The 17,617-nt window shown below is 51.7% G+C and carries 14 protein-coding genes; 9 read left to right on the top strand and 5 right to left on the bottom strand.

Annotated elements, in window-relative coordinates:
• Positions 1–148 precede the first annotated feature (148 nt).
• The 4 genes from ACFQ2I_RS13305 to ACFQ2I_RS13290 all read left to right on the top strand — a co-directional run bounded on the left by ACFQ2I_RS13305 (position 149) and on the right by ACFQ2I_RS13290 (position 4,845).
• Positions 149–919, top strand: a complete 771-nt coding sequence (locus tag ACFQ2I_RS13305; protein ID WP_377564834.1) for a response regulator transcription factor — start codon at positions 149–151, stop codon at positions 917–919.
• On the top strand, positions 916–2,004 hold the full coding sequence (locus tag ACFQ2I_RS13300) for a sensor histidine kinase (protein ID WP_377564833.1): 1,089 nt from the start codon (positions 916–918) through the stop codon (positions 2,002–2,004). Before ACFQ2I_RS13305 ends, ACFQ2I_RS13300 begins: the two co-directional genes overlap by 4 nt.
• A gap of 122 nt (positions 2,005–2,126) precedes the next feature.
• Positions 2,127–2,903 carry an ABC transporter ATP-binding protein gene (locus ACFQ2I_RS13295; RefSeq protein ID WP_377564831.1) on the top strand — a complete coding sequence of 259 codons (777 nt, stop codon included), beginning with the start codon at positions 2,127–2,129 and terminating at the stop codon, positions 2,901–2,903.
• Positions 2,878–4,845, top strand: coding sequence for an ABC transporter permease (locus ACFQ2I_RS13290; RefSeq protein ID WP_377564830.1), 1,968 nt, complete (start codon positions 2,878–2,880; stop codon positions 4,843–4,845). The genes ACFQ2I_RS13295 and ACFQ2I_RS13290 overlap by 26 nt, the downstream gene beginning before the upstream one ends.
• A 55-nt stretch (positions 4,846–4,900) precedes the next feature.
• Here ACFQ2I_RS13290 and ACFQ2I_RS13285 read toward each other — a convergent pair whose 3' ends face one another.
• From ACFQ2I_RS13285 to ACFQ2I_RS13275, 3 genes are all read right to left on the bottom strand, one after another.
• Entirely contained in the window at positions 4,901–6,490 is a 1,590-nt protein-coding gene (locus ACFQ2I_RS13285; RefSeq protein WP_377564829.1) for an extracellular solute-binding protein, read from the bottom strand.
• 74 nt (positions 6,491–6,564) lie between these two features.
• A complete protein-coding gene (locus ACFQ2I_RS13280) occupies positions 6,565–7,443 on the bottom strand; it encodes a carbohydrate ABC transporter permease (protein WP_377564828.1) in 879 nt (292 codons plus the stop codon).
• A 24-nt stretch (positions 7,444–7,467) separates the two neighbouring features.
• Entirely contained in the window at positions 7,468–8,376 is a 909-nt protein-coding gene (locus ACFQ2I_RS13275) for an ABC transporter permease (protein WP_377564827.1), read from the bottom strand.
• 190 nt (positions 8,377–8,566) lie between these two features.
• On the opposite strand from ACFQ2I_RS13275, the gene ACFQ2I_RS13270 reads away from it, so the two are divergent.
• Together ACFQ2I_RS13270 and ACFQ2I_RS13265 are read left to right on the top strand one after the other, a co-directional pair.
• Complete coding sequence (locus ACFQ2I_RS13270; RefSeq protein WP_377564826.1) at positions 8,567–10,801, top strand: helix-turn-helix domain-containing protein; 2,235 nt, start codon at positions 8,567–8,569, stop codon at positions 10,799–10,801.
• 223 nt (positions 10,802–11,024) lie between these two features.
• Positions 11,025–11,264, top strand: coding sequence for a hypothetical protein (locus ACFQ2I_RS13265; protein WP_377564825.1), 240 nt, complete (start codon positions 11,025–11,027; stop codon positions 11,262–11,264).
• A gap of 84 nt (positions 11,265–11,348) precedes the next feature.
• Here the strand turns inward: ACFQ2I_RS13265 and ACFQ2I_RS13260 are convergent, their stop codons facing one another.
• The gene (locus ACFQ2I_RS13260; RefSeq protein ID WP_377564824.1) at positions 11,349–12,521 is read right to left on the bottom strand and encodes a metallophosphoesterase; all 1,173 of its coding nucleotides are present in this window, start codon (positions 12,519–12,521) and stop codon (positions 11,349–11,351) included.
• A 216-nt stretch (positions 12,522–12,737) separates the two neighbouring features.
• Between ACFQ2I_RS13260 and ACFQ2I_RS13255 the strand changes: the two genes are divergently transcribed.
• The 3 genes from ACFQ2I_RS13255 to sda all read left to right on the top strand — a co-directional run bounded on the left by ACFQ2I_RS13255 (position 12,738) and on the right by sda (position 16,176).
• Complete coding sequence (locus ACFQ2I_RS13255) at positions 12,738–14,885, top strand: DNA topoisomerase III (protein WP_377564823.1); 2,148 nt, start codon at positions 12,738–12,740, stop codon at positions 14,883–14,885.
• A 150-nt stretch (positions 14,886–15,035) separates the two neighbouring features.
• Positions 15,036–15,758, top strand: coding sequence for a YheC/YheD family protein (locus tag ACFQ2I_RS13250; RefSeq protein ID WP_377564822.1), 723 nt, complete (start codon positions 15,036–15,038; stop codon positions 15,756–15,758).
• Between the two features lie 268 nt (positions 15,759–16,026).
• Positions 16,027–16,176, top strand: coding sequence for a sporulation histidine kinase inhibitor Sda (sda, locus tag ACFQ2I_RS13245; protein WP_377564820.1), 150 nt, complete (start codon positions 16,027–16,029; stop codon positions 16,174–16,176).
• Between the two features lie 426 nt (positions 16,177–16,602).
• On the opposite strand, the gene ACFQ2I_RS13240 is transcribed toward sda, so the two are convergent.
• On the bottom strand, positions 16,603–17,610 hold the full coding sequence (locus ACFQ2I_RS13240; RefSeq protein WP_377564819.1) for an NAD(P)/FAD-dependent oxidoreductase: 1,008 nt from the start codon (positions 17,608–17,610) through the stop codon (positions 16,603–16,605).
• Positions 17,611–17,617: the final 7 nt, after the last annotated feature.

The following is a 17,617-nucleotide window of genomic DNA, read 5'->3' as shown; positions in this document are numbered from 1 at the left end:
GACGTGATAGAACAAGGAGACAATCATCGTGATCGAAGCGATGATTGTCTTTTTTCTAGTGACAGGGATGAATTTGCCGACCGAGTGGTGATAGTACTAAAATAGATGGAAAGGTACAAGTGGCTATTCAAGAAGGTGGAGAATCAGGATGTATCGGATATTTATTGTGGAAGACGATGAGAAGATCGCGGTGATATTGAGAGGGAGAATGGAGCAGTACGGATATGAGGCGGCTGCGGCGAGCGAATTCCGCGAACTGATGCCGCAATTGGAGGCGTTCACCCCTCACTTGGTACTGCTGGATATCAACTTGCCATACTTCGACGGCTATTATTGGTGCCGCCAGATCAGAATGCGCTCCAGCATGCCGATTATATACATCTCTGCACGCGCGGGGGAGATGGATCAGGTGATGGCCATCGAGAACGGGGGCGATGACTATATTACGAAGCCGATTCAACTGGAGCTGCTGATGGCGAAGGTTAGAAGCGCACTAAGACGCGCATACGGGGAATATGCAGCTTTGCCGGAGAAGACGGGGGGCGGCGATGCAGATGGACTTGCCGGAAGCGGGTCAGCCGTGAGATACGGCTCTTCGGAGCTGTCGGCCCATGGCTTGAAGCTTCACTTGAGCCGAAGCGAGCTGGAATGGAAGGGGCGGAAAATCGAGCTGACGAAGAATGAAGGCTTGCTTGCGGAATGCCTGCTGCGGAAGCCGGGCCATGTCATTCCCCGCGAATCGTTGCTGGAGGCATTATGGGACGACGTCCAATTCGTCGACGACAATACGTTGACGGTCAATGTGACGCGGCTGCGCAAGAAGCTGGAGGAGCTGGGGCTGCCGAAGGTGATCGAGACGATGAGAGGGCAGGGGTACAAGCTGTCTGAAGATGTATTGCGCGAGGGTGCGGCAACATGAAGACGACGGGCAAGGGATTGTCGCTTATTCTGTTCCTGAAGGACCGCTTATTGTATATGGGACTCATAATCGTCATAATCGGTCTCGCTACAAGCCTCTTCCTGCTGGAGACGGCACGGCATCCGGGACTTGTGGAGACGGGGACGATGGTCTATTTCGTGCTGCTGGCGCTGTTCATGCTTGGCGTATGGCTCGTACTGGATTACGTGAGACAGCGGCATTATTACAATGAACTGAAAGAAGCCATTATCAAATCTGACGAACTGCAAGCGTCGATGATGATCGGAGCGGCCGTAACGAGCGAGCAGCAGCTTGTCGTCAAGCTGCTGGAGGAGCAGCATCGCGCTTATCTGAACGAGCTGGGACGCTACCGGCGCCAGCAGGAGATGCACAATCATTATGTCATGCAATGGGTGCATCATATGAAGACGCCGATATCCGTCATCGATCTGCATATGCAGGAAGCGCAAGGCTCGAGCGCCATCGGCGAAGCGGAGCTTGGAGAGCTTGCCCGCAGCGTCAGGGAGGAGACAGAACGCATGACGCGCGGGCTGGAGATGATGCTACATACGGCAAGACTGGAGAAGTTCGAGCTGGATGTGCATATTCGCCGCAAGCCGCTGCACGATCTGATCAGAGCTTCGGTCAATGCCCATAAGCGGCTATGCATTCAGTACGCCATCTATCCCCGGATCCAAGGCGAAGCGTGGGTGGAGACGGACGAGAAGTGGATGATCTTCGTCATGAATCAACTGACAAGCAATGCGATCAAATACAGCAAGAGCAAGCCCGGCTCCAAGAAGCTGATCTACCGAATAACGGAGCATGCTGGGGGAGAAGTAGTACTGGCTATTATCGACGAAGGCATCGGTATACCGAAGCAAGAGCTGTCCCGCATATTCGATGCTTTCTTCACTGGTGAGAATGGCCGGACGAGCGGAGAATCGACGGGAATGGGGCTTTACCTGACCAAGCAAGTGTGCATGAAGCTGGGACACGCCATCTCGGTGTCCTCCGAGCCGGGGACGGGCACTACGTTCAGTCTATCGTTCAAGCCCGCCGGTATTCACGTCATGTCAGAGTGACAGAATTGTAAGGTTCCAGTGGAACAATGAAAGGATGATCGATGGGTTCCTGCACTGCTTCCGTATATACTGATCCTATCACGAGAACGATATGACGAATGATTAGGGAGGATCAAGAAGCAATGAGTGTACTTCGAGCCCAAGGGCTAGGCAAAATATACAGTACGAAAGGCAATGTCACCTATAAAGCGCTGGAAGATATTGATCTGCAAGTAGAAGCAGGAGAATTCGTTGGCGTTATGGGACCATCGGGCAGCGGCAAGACGACGCTGCTGAACCTGCTTGCCACAATCGACCGGCCGACGAGCGGAGAGCTGGAGATTAACGGGATCAATCCGACACGTCTCACGGACAACAAGCTGGCTCTGTTCCGGCGAAGAGAGCTTGGCTTCGTCTTCCAGGACTTTAATCTGCTGGACACATTGTCGATCAAGGAGAACGTCATTTTACCGCTCGTTATGGAAGGGATGGCTCCGAAAGTTATTGAACAGCGACTGAAGCCAATCGTGGAGCTTCTGCAGATTGCGCCTATCATGGACAAGCGCACCTATGAGGTATCCGGCGGCCAGAAGCAGCGAGCGGCTATTGCCCGGGCAATTATTCATGAGCCTTCGCTGGTGCTTGCTGACGAGCTGACAGGCAATCTGGACTCCAAGGCGGCGAAGGATGTCATGGACGCTTTGAAGGACATGAACGAGCGATTGAAAGCGACGATTCTGATGGTTACGCATGATCCATTCTCGGCAAGCTACTGCCAGCGGATCGTGTTCATCAAGGACGGCAGATTCTTCTCCGAAATTCGACGCGGAAGCAACCGGCAGGCGTTCTTCCAGCAAATACTGGATGCACTTAGCGTTATGGGAGGGAATTTCGATGACGTTCCGTTCTCTCGCGCTTAGCGGCATAAGAGGCAATTGGCGTTCTTACAGCGCCTTCTTCCTCAGCAGCATCTTTTCCGTGTGTATCTTCTATATGTATACAGCTTTCATTTTTCACCCTGAAGTGACGAGCGGCTATATTGTAGGGGCTTCCGCAGTGAAGGACGGCATGAAGTTCGCCTTGTATTTGATTATTATTTTCTCGTTCCTGTTTATTCTGTACGCCAACTCCGCCTTCCTTAAGACACGGAAGCAGGAATTCGGACTTTACTCCCTGTTCGGTATGACCAGAATGCAGCTGCGAAAGCTGATTATGTATGAAAATATATTTATCGCGTTGTTTGCGATAGCGGCAGGCATCGGCATCGGCATGCTCTTCAGCAAGCTGTTCTTTATGGCGATTGGAGCGCTGCTGGATTTAACGGAGCCTATTCCGTTCACAGTTCCTCCGCAGGCACTGCTTACTACGGCAATTGGTTTTTCTGTCTTGTTCCTTGTCATATCCCTCTGGACAGTCATACGGCTGCGCCGCACCGAAATCATCGAGCTGCTCAAGGCGGGCAAGAAGCCGAAGGGCGAACTGCGCTATTCGCCCATTCTCGTTGCAATTGGCGTTATTAGTCTCGCAACGGGGTATGTGATGGCCGTCATGATGGACGTTGCAACGTTCGGCGTCTTTGCGCTGCCGATATTGGTTACCGTGGTCGTTGGCACGTATTTCCTCTTCACACAGCTGAGCATACTGCTCCTGCGCTGGGCAGGCAAGCGCAAGGGGCTCTATTACAAGCGGACCAATATGCTCATCTTTGCGCAGTTGGGGTATAAGATTAAGGACAATGCCCGCATCCTGTTCATTGTCTCCATCATGAGCGCCGTCATTATGACGGCGATGGGGACGATATATATCGTCTCGATTCAGAATAAGGCGGATATGCTGGAGCTGTCTCCGTATACGATTGCTTATGTAGAGAAGGGGCTTCATACCCATGAAGTGCTGAACCCGGATGAACTGCAGCGAATTCTGAAAGAGGACGGGATTACAGTCAAGCACAAGATGAACACGACAGGTATAAGCTTGCAGGGCTATCAAGTCTATGTGGATGACCGTCTTCTATTCGGCAGGCCTTCGGAAGCCGATTCTCAGTCGAACGGGATGATCATTTCCAATACGGATTATAATACGATGGCGAAGCAACAAGGGAAAACGTCGATTGAAGTGGAGTCCGGCAAGCTAATTATCATTTATCGGCATTATAGGAATGAGATGGATATGTCCTCCGGAGTTGTACATGGAGGGTTGAATGGGAAAAAAGTGACCTTCTCTGTGGATAGAATCCATCAAGAGAGCGTCATGAATAATTGGGTATCATCGAACGGATTGACGTTCGTGATGGACGATCACACCTATGGCGAATTGATCAATGGTATACCGGAAAAGCAGCGTCTCGTCTTCTACGGTTATGAGCTGGACAAGTGGGAGCAAGCCGCAGATGCAATATCCCATCTACGGCAGCTTGTTCCTGAAGAGCTGGCTGACGAAGTGGATATGTCCCGACCGGAGAGATTTGTCTCCAGCAACCAGTCCATGGGGCTGACGCTGTTCATCGGCATGTTCATCAGCCTGCTGTTCTTCGTCGCTGCGGGCAGCATGATCTACTTCAAGCTGTTCACGGAGCTGCAGGAGGAGCGCGAGCAGTTCCGCAGCCTGTCGCGAATCGGCATTACACGAGGTGAGATTCGTCGCATTATCGTCTCCCAGATCGCCATCGTATTTTTCATTCCATGCGCGGTAGGCATTAGTCACGCCCTGTTCGCGATGCAGTCGCTGGATAATATGATGGAAATGTCGAACTGGTCGTATTCCTTCGTCGTCATCGGCATCTATATTGCGATGCAGCTTCTTTATTTCCTTATGGCAAGCAGAAGTTATATGAAGAGTGTGCTTCAGGAGCGGTCAACGTAACGAAAGAAAGGCAGTCTGGCGAGCATAAGCCCGCCAGACTGCCTTCATTGCTTCGTTATTGCCATTCCCCTTGCAGATTGCTGTCGGCAATCGCCTTGTTCACTTCATCGATCGCCTCCTGACCGCCTTTCGCCAGCCATTCCTCGACCATCTTGTCCCACTCGTCAATGGAGCGCTGACCGATAATCATCTTCGTTGTCTCATCCGTAATATACTTCTTCAATTCCGTTTTCTTTTCCATATAGCCAGGCGCGATAATGCGGCTGGACGGATCGATATACCACTTCGTCGATTTCAGCATGTCCGTCATCATTCGATTGAAGTCCTTGCCTTCCTGGGTAGGAGACAGCTCGATGAATTCTTCAAGGTCGACGTCGTTCTCAGCCCAGCTGAAGTCCAGAATATAAGCGGCCGGAGCGGTCATGGAGCGCTTTTCCGGATTTTTCTGTGCGAGGCCGTCTGCCATCATATAACCTTCGCCTTCGCCGCCCATTTTCCAATCGAAAAATTCGTTTTGCGGATTTTGCTCATTGAGCGGCACACTGCCGCGCATGTAGTCGATCATTTCCAAAATTTTCGCCACTTTTTCCGGCTGATCCTTCAGCTTGGAGGAGACGAGGTACATCCGGTACCAGCCGGAGCCCATCTTCAACCCTTCGCTTCCGTCAGGCGATATGAACGGAGGGATGGGAGCGACTACCGCTTCAGGCGCGTTCGCCATCAACGTTGGCGGGTAGATGCCGTTGGCAGATTGTACGCCCGGCTGCTCGTACCAGATGCCGACTTTGCCAGCGTTGAACTCCTTGAAGACGTCTTTGTAAGTCGTAACCGCCCAGTCTTTGCTGATGGCGCCTTCCTTGCTCAGATCGATCAGGAACTGGATTTTCTCCTTGTTCGCCTCGGAGATCATGCCCGGGATATACTGACCGTTCTCATTTTTGTGGTACCAGGCATCATTATGGTAGTAAGCGCCGTTCTGCGGATCATAATAGATGTTCTTCGCAAGGCCCAGACCAAGCGTATCGTCCTTGCCGTTGCCATCCGGATCTTGCTTGGCGAATGCAATGGCAACTTGCTTCAATTCCTCATAGTTGGTTGGCATCGTAAGGTCCAGCTTGTCCAGCCAGTCCTGACGGATCACCATCTTCTTGCCGCCCTTCGCGGAGAAGTATGTCGGAACGCCGTAGATATGGCCATCGACGGTTAAGGAATCCCTTACGAATGGCGGGATGATTTTCATCGTATCATAATCGTCGAGCAAGTCTTCCAGCGGCAGGAATGCGCCATCCTGGGCCCACTTTACATAGTTGGAGTTTACTTCCTCCATGCCGATGACATCGGGCAGATCGCCGGATGCCATCTTGACGGCCAGCTTCTCCTCATAGGTATCCCAAGGAATATACTGAGGCTGGAAGTCAACATTGAATTTTTCGTTGATTTTCGCTACCGCATCGCTCTTCGGCTCTGGCACAGGGCTTTCCCATGTTCCTTCGAACCATGTAATCGTCTGTTTCTTCTCCGATTGGCCATCGGATGCGGAACCGGTTGTACCCGGAGATGCGTCATTGCCGCCGGAACAAGCGACGAGTCCGGCTGTCATGGATACGGCTAGCAGGGTAGTAAGCATTTTTTTGTTGTTTTTCAAGATCGTTGTCCTCCCTTTTATCACTATAATCGTTTGACCGCCTTTCATTCAATAGCAGGGCATGTCGACAAGCCTTACTCTTTCACGGATCCCAGCATCACCCCTTTCGCGAAGTGCTTCTGCAGGAATGGATAGACGATTAGAATCGGAATGGTGGCGATTAGTACAGCTGCCATGCCAATCGTCTCCGCCGGTGGCGGGTTCTGTCCAAGCGCCATCTGAGCGCCGTCCGACAAGGATGAGGCCTGATCCAGAATGACGATCTGGCGGAGCACGACTTGTACAGTCCACTTGGCGGGATCGGAAATATAGAGCAACGCGTTAAAGTAAGTGTTCCAGTTCGTGACAGCATAGAACAGGCCGAACGCCGCGAGAGCCGGCTTGGAGAGCGGTACGATGATACGGCCGAATATTTGCAGATCGTTCGCACCGTCGATGACAGAGGCTTCCGTCAAATCCTTCGGAATGCTTAAGAAGAACTGACGCATGACGATCAGGTTGAACGAGTTGATAGCTGTCGGTATAATAAGCGCCCAATACGTATCCAGAATTTGGGTCTCCCGAACGACCATATAAGTCGGAATGATGCCTGCCCCGAATACGAAGGTGAACAGCACCATGAACAAGAAGACGCGTTGGCCGGTAATGTTGCGTGTAAGGGCGTAGGCCATCATCGTCGTCAGCAGCAGGCTCAGCAGCGTACCAACGACCGTTACAAAGATTGTGACCAGAATAGAGCGGAAAAATGTTTTCGTGCCTAGAATAAACGTATAGGCGTCGGTCACCCAGCGCTCCGGAAAGAGTAGCAGGTCTTTCGTAACGAATTCGTCATACGACGTGAATGAGACGATGACCATGTAATAGAACGGGAACAGCATCGCTAACGTGACGAAGATCAATAATACAATATTGACGCCGCCCAGCAGCCTGTCCATTGGCGTATGAATGTTCATTGTCGTAATTCCTCCTATCTGCCTTTAGAATACGCCTTCTTCGCCGAAGCGCTTGGCTAGTCGGTTAGCCCCTACGATGAGCACGAGGCCGACTAATGATTTGAATAGTCCGACAGCGGTGGCGAAGCTGAAGTCGGATTGCTCGATTCCTTTGAAGTACACATACGTATCCAGCACATTCCCGACATCCATATTAAGCGGATTGAGCATCAGGAAGATCTGTTCGAAGCCGACATCCAGAACGCTGCCAAGCCGCAGAATGAGAAGGATAACGATAGTGCTGCGAATGGCAGGCAGCGTGATATGCCATATCTGCTTCCATCTGTTCGCGCCATCGACGACTGCTGCTTCGTACAGACTGGGATTGACCCCAGCGAGCGCAGCCAGGAAGATGATCGTGCCCCAGCCGGATTCCTTCCAGATGACCTCCAGTACGATTAGCGGCATGAACCACGAGGAGTCCTGCAGGAATGGAATCGCTTCCATTCCGAACAGCGCGCCAAGCAGCTGATTCACGATGCCGTCGGATTTCAGGAAGGTTGTCACGATCCCGATTACCACAACCCATGACAGGAAGTGAGGCAAATAAACAATGGACTGAACGATGTTTTTGAATGCCTTGTTGCGCACCTCATTGAGCATGACTGCTAGCACGATGGATACGGGGAAGGCGAACAGAATTTGCAGGAAAGACAGGTAAAGTGTATTCCATATGACGCGTATGACTTCTTGGTCTTCAAATATTTTGGCAAAGTGTTTGAAGCCGACCCATTCGCTCTGCCAGAACCCGCGAAACGCGCTGAAATCTTGAAAGGCTATGACATTGCCGGCCATAGGAAGATAGCGGTATACAAGAAAATACATAAGCCCCGGCAGCAGGAGCAGGAACAGATAGCGTTCTTTCCACAGCCGCATTCCAATTCTTTTATTCATACATTCCTCTCCTCTTTTTCTGTTGTGCTGGTGTTGCAAGCTTATGGGCCTATCGTATAAGATAGTGACCTGCAAGAAAATAATCGGTATTGTGATTTGTTAGCGTTTTCAAGGGTTTTTCGCAATTTTGCGCAGTATTCGAAAAAATGACAAGTACTGATAGTAATGCGATTTGAAAGGGGATTGGGGCATGAAGCAGCGATTAAGAAGAGCGATTGGCAACAGGAGATTAATGCTCCGATTGTTTTTGAATTTCATGGTTGTCATTATGATGTTCGTCGGCTTCAGTCTGGCTTCACTATGGATGTATAAAAAAAGCATGCACGAGGAAATTGTTAAATACAACTATGCCAATCTGAATGTGACCACCCGAAGCTTTGAACAGTATTTTCAGACACTGACAAGCGTGCTGATGGATATGCAATTGAATAACGAAGCCTTTGCGGCGTTCACGGAATCCTCTCGACTGGATTACATCAAGGCAGCCAAGTTGATCGAGGCGCTTTATGCGATCACCAACAATTCGCAATTGTATTTACATGATGTCATTCTGTATAACAAAGAGCTCAACTTTGCATTGGACAAGGTTAGAGGCAGCAGCGGGGAAGCGATGTTCGGCAAGCATCATAGCAATGCGGAGCACCCTCCTGCCTATTGGCTGGAGCAATTGGAACAGCCTTTCACGATGAAACTGCAAGCGATGACCAGCTTTGTCGAGTCTCAAGAGGAGAAGCGAACGAGCGTGTTCCCTTTCATGATGAAAAATAAATGGAACACAGATTATTTCATTCTCGCGCTGATCGATGCGGATGGACTGATTAGCCAACTGCACCAGTCGATCAACAAGAACCTGTATATACTGGATGAGCAGGGGAACGCATTGCTGGCCTACGATTCCGACCCGGCTGCGCAGCTGCCAAGCCTGGACTCCGAACGGAATTGGATGAAGAGCGGAGATAACTATTACTTCTATAAGAAAGGCGCGGCGACAGGATTGACGTATGTGAACGTCGTTCCCGATACGAGCGTCTCCAAACCGATGGAGCGACTGAACATTCTCCTTATCGTACTTCTTGTGCTGGCTACGGCTATCGGCACTGTGGCTTCGATTTATTTCAGTGTAAGGTATAGCAATCCTGTCCGGAAAATTGTGGAAACGATTCGAAAAGGGACGGGCTCTTCGCAAGATGGAAAAGGCAATGAATTCGAGCTTATTCAAAAAAATATTAGCCGCATGATGCAAATGAACCAGGATGTGCTGCAGGACTTGGAGGAGAAGCGAGATCAGCTGCGCTACTATTCGTTCATGAACAATTTGAAGCGCATTCGTGATAATTTGCCTTATGTGCATGGAGAGCAGGATTCCAACCGTCCTTATCGCTTCGTGCTATTCGATCTGAACTTCCGTCAGGGCTTCCAGGAGGAGCTTCATAAGGATGCCAGCTATTATATCCGTGAGTATATCTATCAGACGATCCGCCGTACGGATATGGATACGCTGATCTTCCAGATTGAAGGGGATCAGATTCTGGCAGTCGTGTACGGCTATGAGACGGAGGAGAGAGTGATGGAGCCGCTGCATCCGATATGCAGCGTGCTGGCGGAAGACCGCACGTATTGCTTCTTCACGATTGCGGTAGGCTCACTCTATGAGCAAGCGAACGAAATGAAGGATGCCTATCGCGAGGTGCAGCAATTGACGCGTCATCGCCCATTTGACGATGAGACGCGGATTGTCGGCCCGGGAGCAGAGCCGGACATGCCGTTTCTCCCGTATGGCTCGATCGAGCAGGAGATTGACGTGAACTTGCATGAAGGCAATGATGCGCATGTCATACAGTCGCTGAAGAAGCTAACCGTGCAGATGGCGAAAAAATACAGCAGAGCCCACTTCCACGAATTCGCCAAGGAAGTTACGGGCAAAGTGTTCCGCAAGCTGCATGCCTTGCAGTTGGATACGGTGTGCGTGAGCGGTCTTCCGGAAGTGATCAGTCACATCCATACTGTTGAAGAGCTTCACGATTACTTCGATACGCTGCTAAGCGAGGCGGGCCGGCTTATTCGCCTGAAGAAGGAAGAGCATGACCCGATCGTGCATTTCGTCACCGAGTATATGGAGGAGCATTACAGGGAGGAGATCTCCCTGGAGGGGGTGGCGGAGAAGATGAACATTACCGGGGGGTACTTGTCGACATACTTCAAGGAGAAGACGGGCATTAATTTCGTTGATTACGTGAACGAATTCAGGGTGAAGAAGGCGATGGATCTGCTGTTCCAGGCGGAGCTGCGCATACAGGATATCGCCCAGGAGGTCGGCTATCTATCGCTTAGTTCCTTCAATCGCGCCTTCAAGAAGTTCTCAGGCGTTACGCCAACCGAATATCGGCGGAACAATCTGAACGCCGGCGCAACCGACTCCGCATAGCGTGAGGAGTCAGTCTTCCCATCGACCAGTCCAATGCTTCCACCTTGAAGTCGATGCAGCGATAGCGGGTATGCGTTGCGCAGGAGTAGGAAAGCTAGTTGGACAGATCCATTAGAGTAAGCCGATAGAAGTGCTTGGCTCCCGTATCCATGCCGATGCGCCGATGATCCCGCCATTTCATGTAGGCGATGCAAAAAGTTGATCTTGTACAATATATCGGATGATGGACGGAGTAGCAGAGGCGCTGGGCATGACGCATGGAGAGCTGCGGACATCCTTAAGGGATGGCAAGACCATTGCAGCGCTGGCGGAGGAAAAGGGCGTCGATCTGGAGACGATCGTGGAGGCGCATATAAGCAAGATTGAAGCCTTCGAGCCGGCGGCAAGCACGGTATGGAGCGAGACTGTACTGACGGACAGGATGGACAAGCTTCCACAGATGAAACGGCAGCTTAAAGGATGACAAGGACGCCGCAGCTCCTCGCCGAATACTGCCATAACACCGCACACAGCAGCCTCGCGCTGAAACTAGCTTTCTTTCACCAGCCTACCGCTCCCTGTCAAACGTAACATCGATCTGCAGCACTTCGGAGCGGCTGCCGATACGCATAGGAGGGCCCCAGAAGCCAAAGCCGGAGGAAACGAAAGCATGGAGGCCGTCGATGCGCCTGTATCCCCAATCCAGCAGGAACAATCGGCGCGTAATCCAATGGTTCGGAGTCATCTGTCCGCGATGCGTATGTCCCGACAAGCTGATATCGATGCCGCTTGCCGCGGCTTCCTCTAGGCTGGATGGCTGATGGTCCATCAAAATATGAGGCAAGCTGGCGTCAAGCGGCTGTACAAGCTCTTCTATACTTGCTCTTCCCGCTCCGCCACCATCCTGCTGCCTGCCTCCCATTCCCGCCGCAGCCTTGTCCTTGCGGCCAATGACGATGAAGCTGTCGTCGATCAATTCTGCTTCATCCATGAGTACGCGAATGCCGATCGCGTCCATCTCACTCACGAATTCCGGCACTTTGCCTCCAATATATTCATGGTTGCCCGTGACGGCATACACCCCAAGCGGCGCATTCAGCCGTCCAAGCACGTCTGACATTCCTTTCTCTATATAAGGATCCAGCTCATCGTCCAGGATATCGCCAGCAAGCAGAATCATGTCGGGCTGTATGTCATCAACGGCTTTGAGCAGCCGTTTCAAGTGAGTTTTGCCAATGACCGTGCCCAGATGAAGATCGGATGCCATCGCAATGCGAAGTTTCGTTCTGGCGCCAGCCTCCTTTTTCACCGTTACTTGATATTTGCGAATGACAGGCCGCCATGCGTTCCATGCGCCTCTGATCATCGTGAGAATTAGAAGCGAAGCGGTGATGCTTCCTACCGCGGTGATGTAGACGGCTTCCGAAGCGCCTGCTCGCTTGAGAAGTAAAGCGATGACGTTAGCGACCGGGAATAGTAGTAACGCGTATTGAAAGAAGCCGAACCAGTATGCGCCCAGGTGCTTAACGGGCTGTGCGATGAAGTGGAAGCGGGTTGATTGCCCTATACGGCCGACGATATAGCCGAACCCCAGTATGCCAATAACGATTCCGTACGGGAGCGGGGCTTCCCAGCCGGTTACTCGGGACATGAACAGCCAGACGTTCCATCCGATATAGAAGGTTAATGCGCTGTATACAATGAGAATACTGGCAATTATGGCGACAAAGCGTCGTCTCATGGCTCGAAAGTCTCCTTTACTGTATAAATAATAAGTACAGAAAAGATCATACCATATTTTCCTGTTCGTACGCATGAGGGGATACGCTACCGATGCTTATTCTGACGAACATACCATCGGAAGAAGGGCTAGCAGCACAAGGCCTCTAGCATTGCGCAGGCATGGCTCATATGGTATTGTCTCCATAACGACAGTGGGATTGGAGCGAGTAGATATATGAAGTCATTGGTATTGGCGGAGAAGCCAAGCGTCGCCAAGGAGATAGCGAGAGTATTGGGCTGCAAGGGGAAGAACAAGAGCTACATCGAGGGGCCCAAGTATGTGGTGACCTGGGCGCTCGGGCATCTCGTCGAACTGGCGGAACCGGAGGATTACGACAAGAAATACCGGACGTGGAACCTGGAGGACTTGCCCCTGCTCCCCGAGAAGATGAATATTAAAATGATGAAGGAGACGTCGCATCAATTCAAATCGATCGCTTCGCTGTGCAAGCGAAACGATATCGGGGAACTAATTATCGCGACGGATGCCGGAAGGGAAGGGGAACTGGTTGCCCGCTGGATTATGGAGCTGGTGCACTGGCGCAAGCCGTTCAAGCGGCTGTGGATATCGTCCCAGACGGACAAGGCGATCAAGGATGGCTTCAACAGCTTGAAGCCGGGCAAGGATTACAATCATCTGTATGCGTCTGCCGTATGCCGCGCCGAGGCGGATTGGTTGATCGGCCTGAACATGACGCGGGCGCTGACGTGCAAATATAACGCCCAGTTGGCGGCCGGCCGGGTTCAGACGCCTACGCTGGGAATGATGATGGACCGCGAGCGGGAGATCGAGGACTTCAAGTCCAAGCCCTATTGGACGGTATCGGCGAGCTTCGGCAGCTTCTCCGGACAGTGGCGCTCCGGTGACGGTCAGGAAGCCAGACTGTGGAACAAGGAGGAAGCGGATGCCGTAGCCGCTCGCGTGAACAAGGCCGCATCGGCGAAGGTGGAACGACTGAAGACAACCCAGCGCTCGGAGCCGCATCCGCATGCGTACGACTTGACGGAGCTGCAGCGGGATGCGAACAAGCGTCTCGGCTTCTCGGCGAAGCAGACGTCCAACGTGCTGCAGAGGCTGTACGAGCAGCATAAGCTGGTCACATACCCGCGTACGGATTCCAGATACCTGTCAAGCGATATGGCGCCGACGTTGAAGGGGCGGTTGGAGAGTGTCGCAGTCGGCCCGTATGCGCCGCTCGCGCGCAAAGCGCTGCGCAAGCCGCTTAGCATCACGAAGCGGATCGTCGACGACAGCAAGGTCAGCGACCATCACGCCATCATTCCGACAGAGCAATATGTGCAATTGACTGCGCTCGGCAATGACGAGAGAAGGTTGTACGATCTGATCGTGCGCCGTTTCATAGCATTGTTCTATGAGCCCTATCGTTATGACGAGACGAGTGTCGTGCTGGCTGTCGCCAGCGACCGCTTCTACGCCAAGGGCAAGATCGAGAAGGATGCCGGCTGGAAGGAACTGTATGGCAGCAGCTATGCGGATGACGAAGAGGATGAAGACGATGACCGCGGCGGCCGCGAGGAGCGGCAGCAGGCGCAGCTGCTTCCCGCGATGACGCAAGGTGGCAGCATTCCGCTCAAGGGAGCGTCTGTGAAGGAACTGCGAACGATGCCGCCGGCGCGGTATACGGAAGCGACACTGCTGTCCAGGATGGAGAAGCACGGTCTTGGCACTCCCGCGACCCGGGCCGACATCATTGAGAAGCTACTGTCTACGGATACGATTGAACGAACGCGGAATCAGCTCGTGCCTACGGGCAAGGGCAAGCAGTTGATCGAGCTTGTCGTCGACGAGCTGCGCAGTCCGGAATTGACCGCGAAGTGGGAGAACGAGCTGGAGCGGATCTCCAAGGGGAAGGGCGATGCCAAGTCGTTCATGCGTGGTATTCGCGGGCAGGCGGAGAAGTGGGTGGCGGAAGTGAAGCGGGAGACGAAGGAGTACAAACCGCATAACTTGACGCATTCGAAATGCCCGGATTGCGGAAAGCCGCTGATGGAGGTGAAGAGCAAGCGGGGCAAATCCCTTGTCTGCTCCGACCGGGAGTGCAGTTATCGTCGTGCGGCGGAGCCAGTGAAGCTGAACAAGCGCTGTCCGCAGTGTCATAAGAAGATGGATCTGCGGGACGGCAAGGCGGGCAAGTTCGCGCAATGTAAGCCGTGCAATGTTATCGAGATGCTGGAGGATAAGAATAGCGCTCGTATGAATAAGCGTGAACAGCATAAGCTGGTTGAGAAGTATAGCGACAATGCGCCTCTGACGAACAGTCTGGCCGACAAGCTGAAGGCAGCGCTGGAGAATAAGCAATAAATGATTGATGCCCTGCCGCAAAGCCGATCGAATCGGCTTTGCGGCAGGTTTTTAATATTCCGAGAGACAATCATCCAAGCTTCGCAGCCTGTTCCGCCATATATTGTATAGATAGGTTGTACGCTATAGCGGCAGGAAGGAGCAGTGTCAATGAAGGTGTTGCAAGGGCTGTTGCAAGGAGGCTACAAGCTTCATAAAGCGCCGCCCAATCATGGAGGACGACAGCTAGCCAGCAAATGGTCGAAGACGGAGGCATTAATGTCCCATCCCGGCATCGTGCCGCATATTCCTCCTTCGAGGCGCTATTCGCCTGGTCAACTCAAAATCATGTTGGACGTTCACGGAATGGTCGTCATCAAGCCGATTGTCGGTTCAGGAGGAAGCGGGGTCATTAAGGTAATGCGCACGGCACAGGGATATGCCTATACACTCAGGGATCAAACCAATCGTTATACTAGCTTTGAAGCGATTGCAGCGGCGCTGAAGGGGAAGACCGCCAGAAGAAGCTATATGATTCAGAAAGGGATTGCGTTGGCAACAGTGAACGGAAGGCCAATCGACTATCGGGTGAAATATGTGAAGACGAATGGAAGATGGGAATACCGCTCGCTAGTAGGAAGAATTGCGAGGCGCGGCTTGTTCGTGACCAATCTGTGCCAAGGAGGCGACATGGTTCTGGCTGGCGAAGGGATACGCGCATCATTGGGACCGGTGCATGTCAAGGCGAAGAAGCGCAAGCTGAGACAGCTTACTGAGTTGTGCACCAGAGTGCTGGAGCAACAGTTTCCTGGAATAACTCATCTAGGCTTCGACTACGGTATTGACAAGCAGGGCGGAGTGTGGATATTCGAAGTCAATACAAGACCGCAATAGGGGTGCAATATTAACGCCGTTAAAATATTCCATTAATGGCTTTCTATCAATCTATTAAAGTTTTTTATAGAAATGTTGCTCCAATATGATGTGGATAAGTCTGTCCACAGTATCCACGGCGTCATTCCTCGTCATTACACCGCTATGCACAAGTCATTCACATCATATCCACAAATTAGTGTGAATAAGAGGCGTGTTGTCCCCTAATAAGAGCCATGCTACGATAAAAACAAGCCGTTAAGGAAAAACGGGAAAGGAGGAAAGCGAGATGGATCAGCTCTCTGATAAGCTTCTGATTGATACGTATTATGCGGCTATCGAATACAGACTGGATACCGAATTTATTCGTATGCTTGTATACGAGATGAAACGCAGAGGACTGGAAGCCAAGGATCAGGATCATAAACATTCTGCCTGAAGTTGAAGCGTTAACCAACAGGCCGCCTTAATAGGCAGTCATGCAGCTTTCTTTAGCAGCTACTGTCGCCATAAGGCGATTGCAACCTCACGGTACTCTCCACAGACTTTGCAGCATACCAGATGATGACAAATAGGCTCAAAGTCCTCAACGTCATCAGTTGCAGACCGCACGGACGAACCAGTTATAAGAGCAGGTTCATATGGAGAATAAGGACCTACCCAATCCGCAACTCTTCCGCAATCCGCGATTTCTTCACCACAGACGGAACAATTCTCCTGAACCGTTCTTAATCCATTGCATATTGGACAAAGCATAAGGGTATCCTCCTTGGAAACGTCAGTCTGACACATTAGACCGGCAAGTAATCGTCCAAGATTAGGATACCCTTTTATTGAATAAACGATGAGCTGCGCTTATTGGAAGTTAGAACTTCATGTTGCTGCTATGACCTGGCGACAGCTTCGCGCTTGGATCAATGTATACTTTCGCGTTGTTGACTGCCGTAGGCGCTTCGCCGAATCCGACTGCTATGAGCTTCAATTTGCCGGGATAGGTCGTAATGTCGCCTGCTGCGAAAATGCCTGGGATGCTGGTCTGCATCCGAGAGTCGACTACGATGGAATTGGTGTCAATCTGGATGCCCCACTCCGCAATCGGCCCAAGTGAAGAGACGAACCCGAAGTTGACAATAACATCATCCACTTCGATAATCTCGGCATCGCCGGATTTTACATCCGTTATCGTCACTTTCCTGATGGTTCCTTCTTCACCGTGAAGCGCCGTAATCTCCATCGGCGTCATCACTTGAACTCGTGATTGCCTTAAGTTCTCCACGCTGTGCTCATGAGCGCGGAACTTGTCGCGGCGGTGTACGAGCTTGACGCTGGCGGCGATCGGCTCCAGCATTAACGACCAGTCCACTGCGGAATCACCGCCACCGCTAATCAAGACGTGCTTGTCTTTGAAGCGTTGCAGATCACCTACGAAATAATGAAGATTGTTTTTTTCGAACGATTCCGCTTCTGGCAGCGACAACTTTCTAGGCGAGAATGCGCCGACGCCCGCCGTAATGACGACGGCTTTGGCATGATGGGATGCTTTGTCGGTTACGACCTCGAACAAGCGCTCGTCGCGTTTAATGACGTTGACGACTTTCTCCTCCAGACATACCTCCGGATTGAATAGTCCGATTTGCTCCTTTAACCGCTCAACGAGCTCCTGAGCCGTTACTTTTGGGAACCCGGCGACGTCATATATATACTTCTCAGGATACAGAGCGGCAAGCTGCCCGCCTAACTGAGGCATGCATTCAATAATTTTGACAGACGCTTGCCGCATTCCTCCATAGAATGCCGCGAACAATCCGGCCGGTCCACCGCCTATTATAATGATATCCGCAATATTGTTGTCCGATACTTGTGAGCTTGACAATTACAGC

The sequence above is a fragment of the Paenibacillus chungangensis genome (assembly GCF_042675905.1).
GTDB lineage: Bacteria > Bacillota > Bacilli > Paenibacillales > Paenibacillaceae > Pristimantibacillus > Pristimantibacillus chungangensis.
This window is presented reverse-complemented; position numbering and strand designations above follow the sequence as displayed.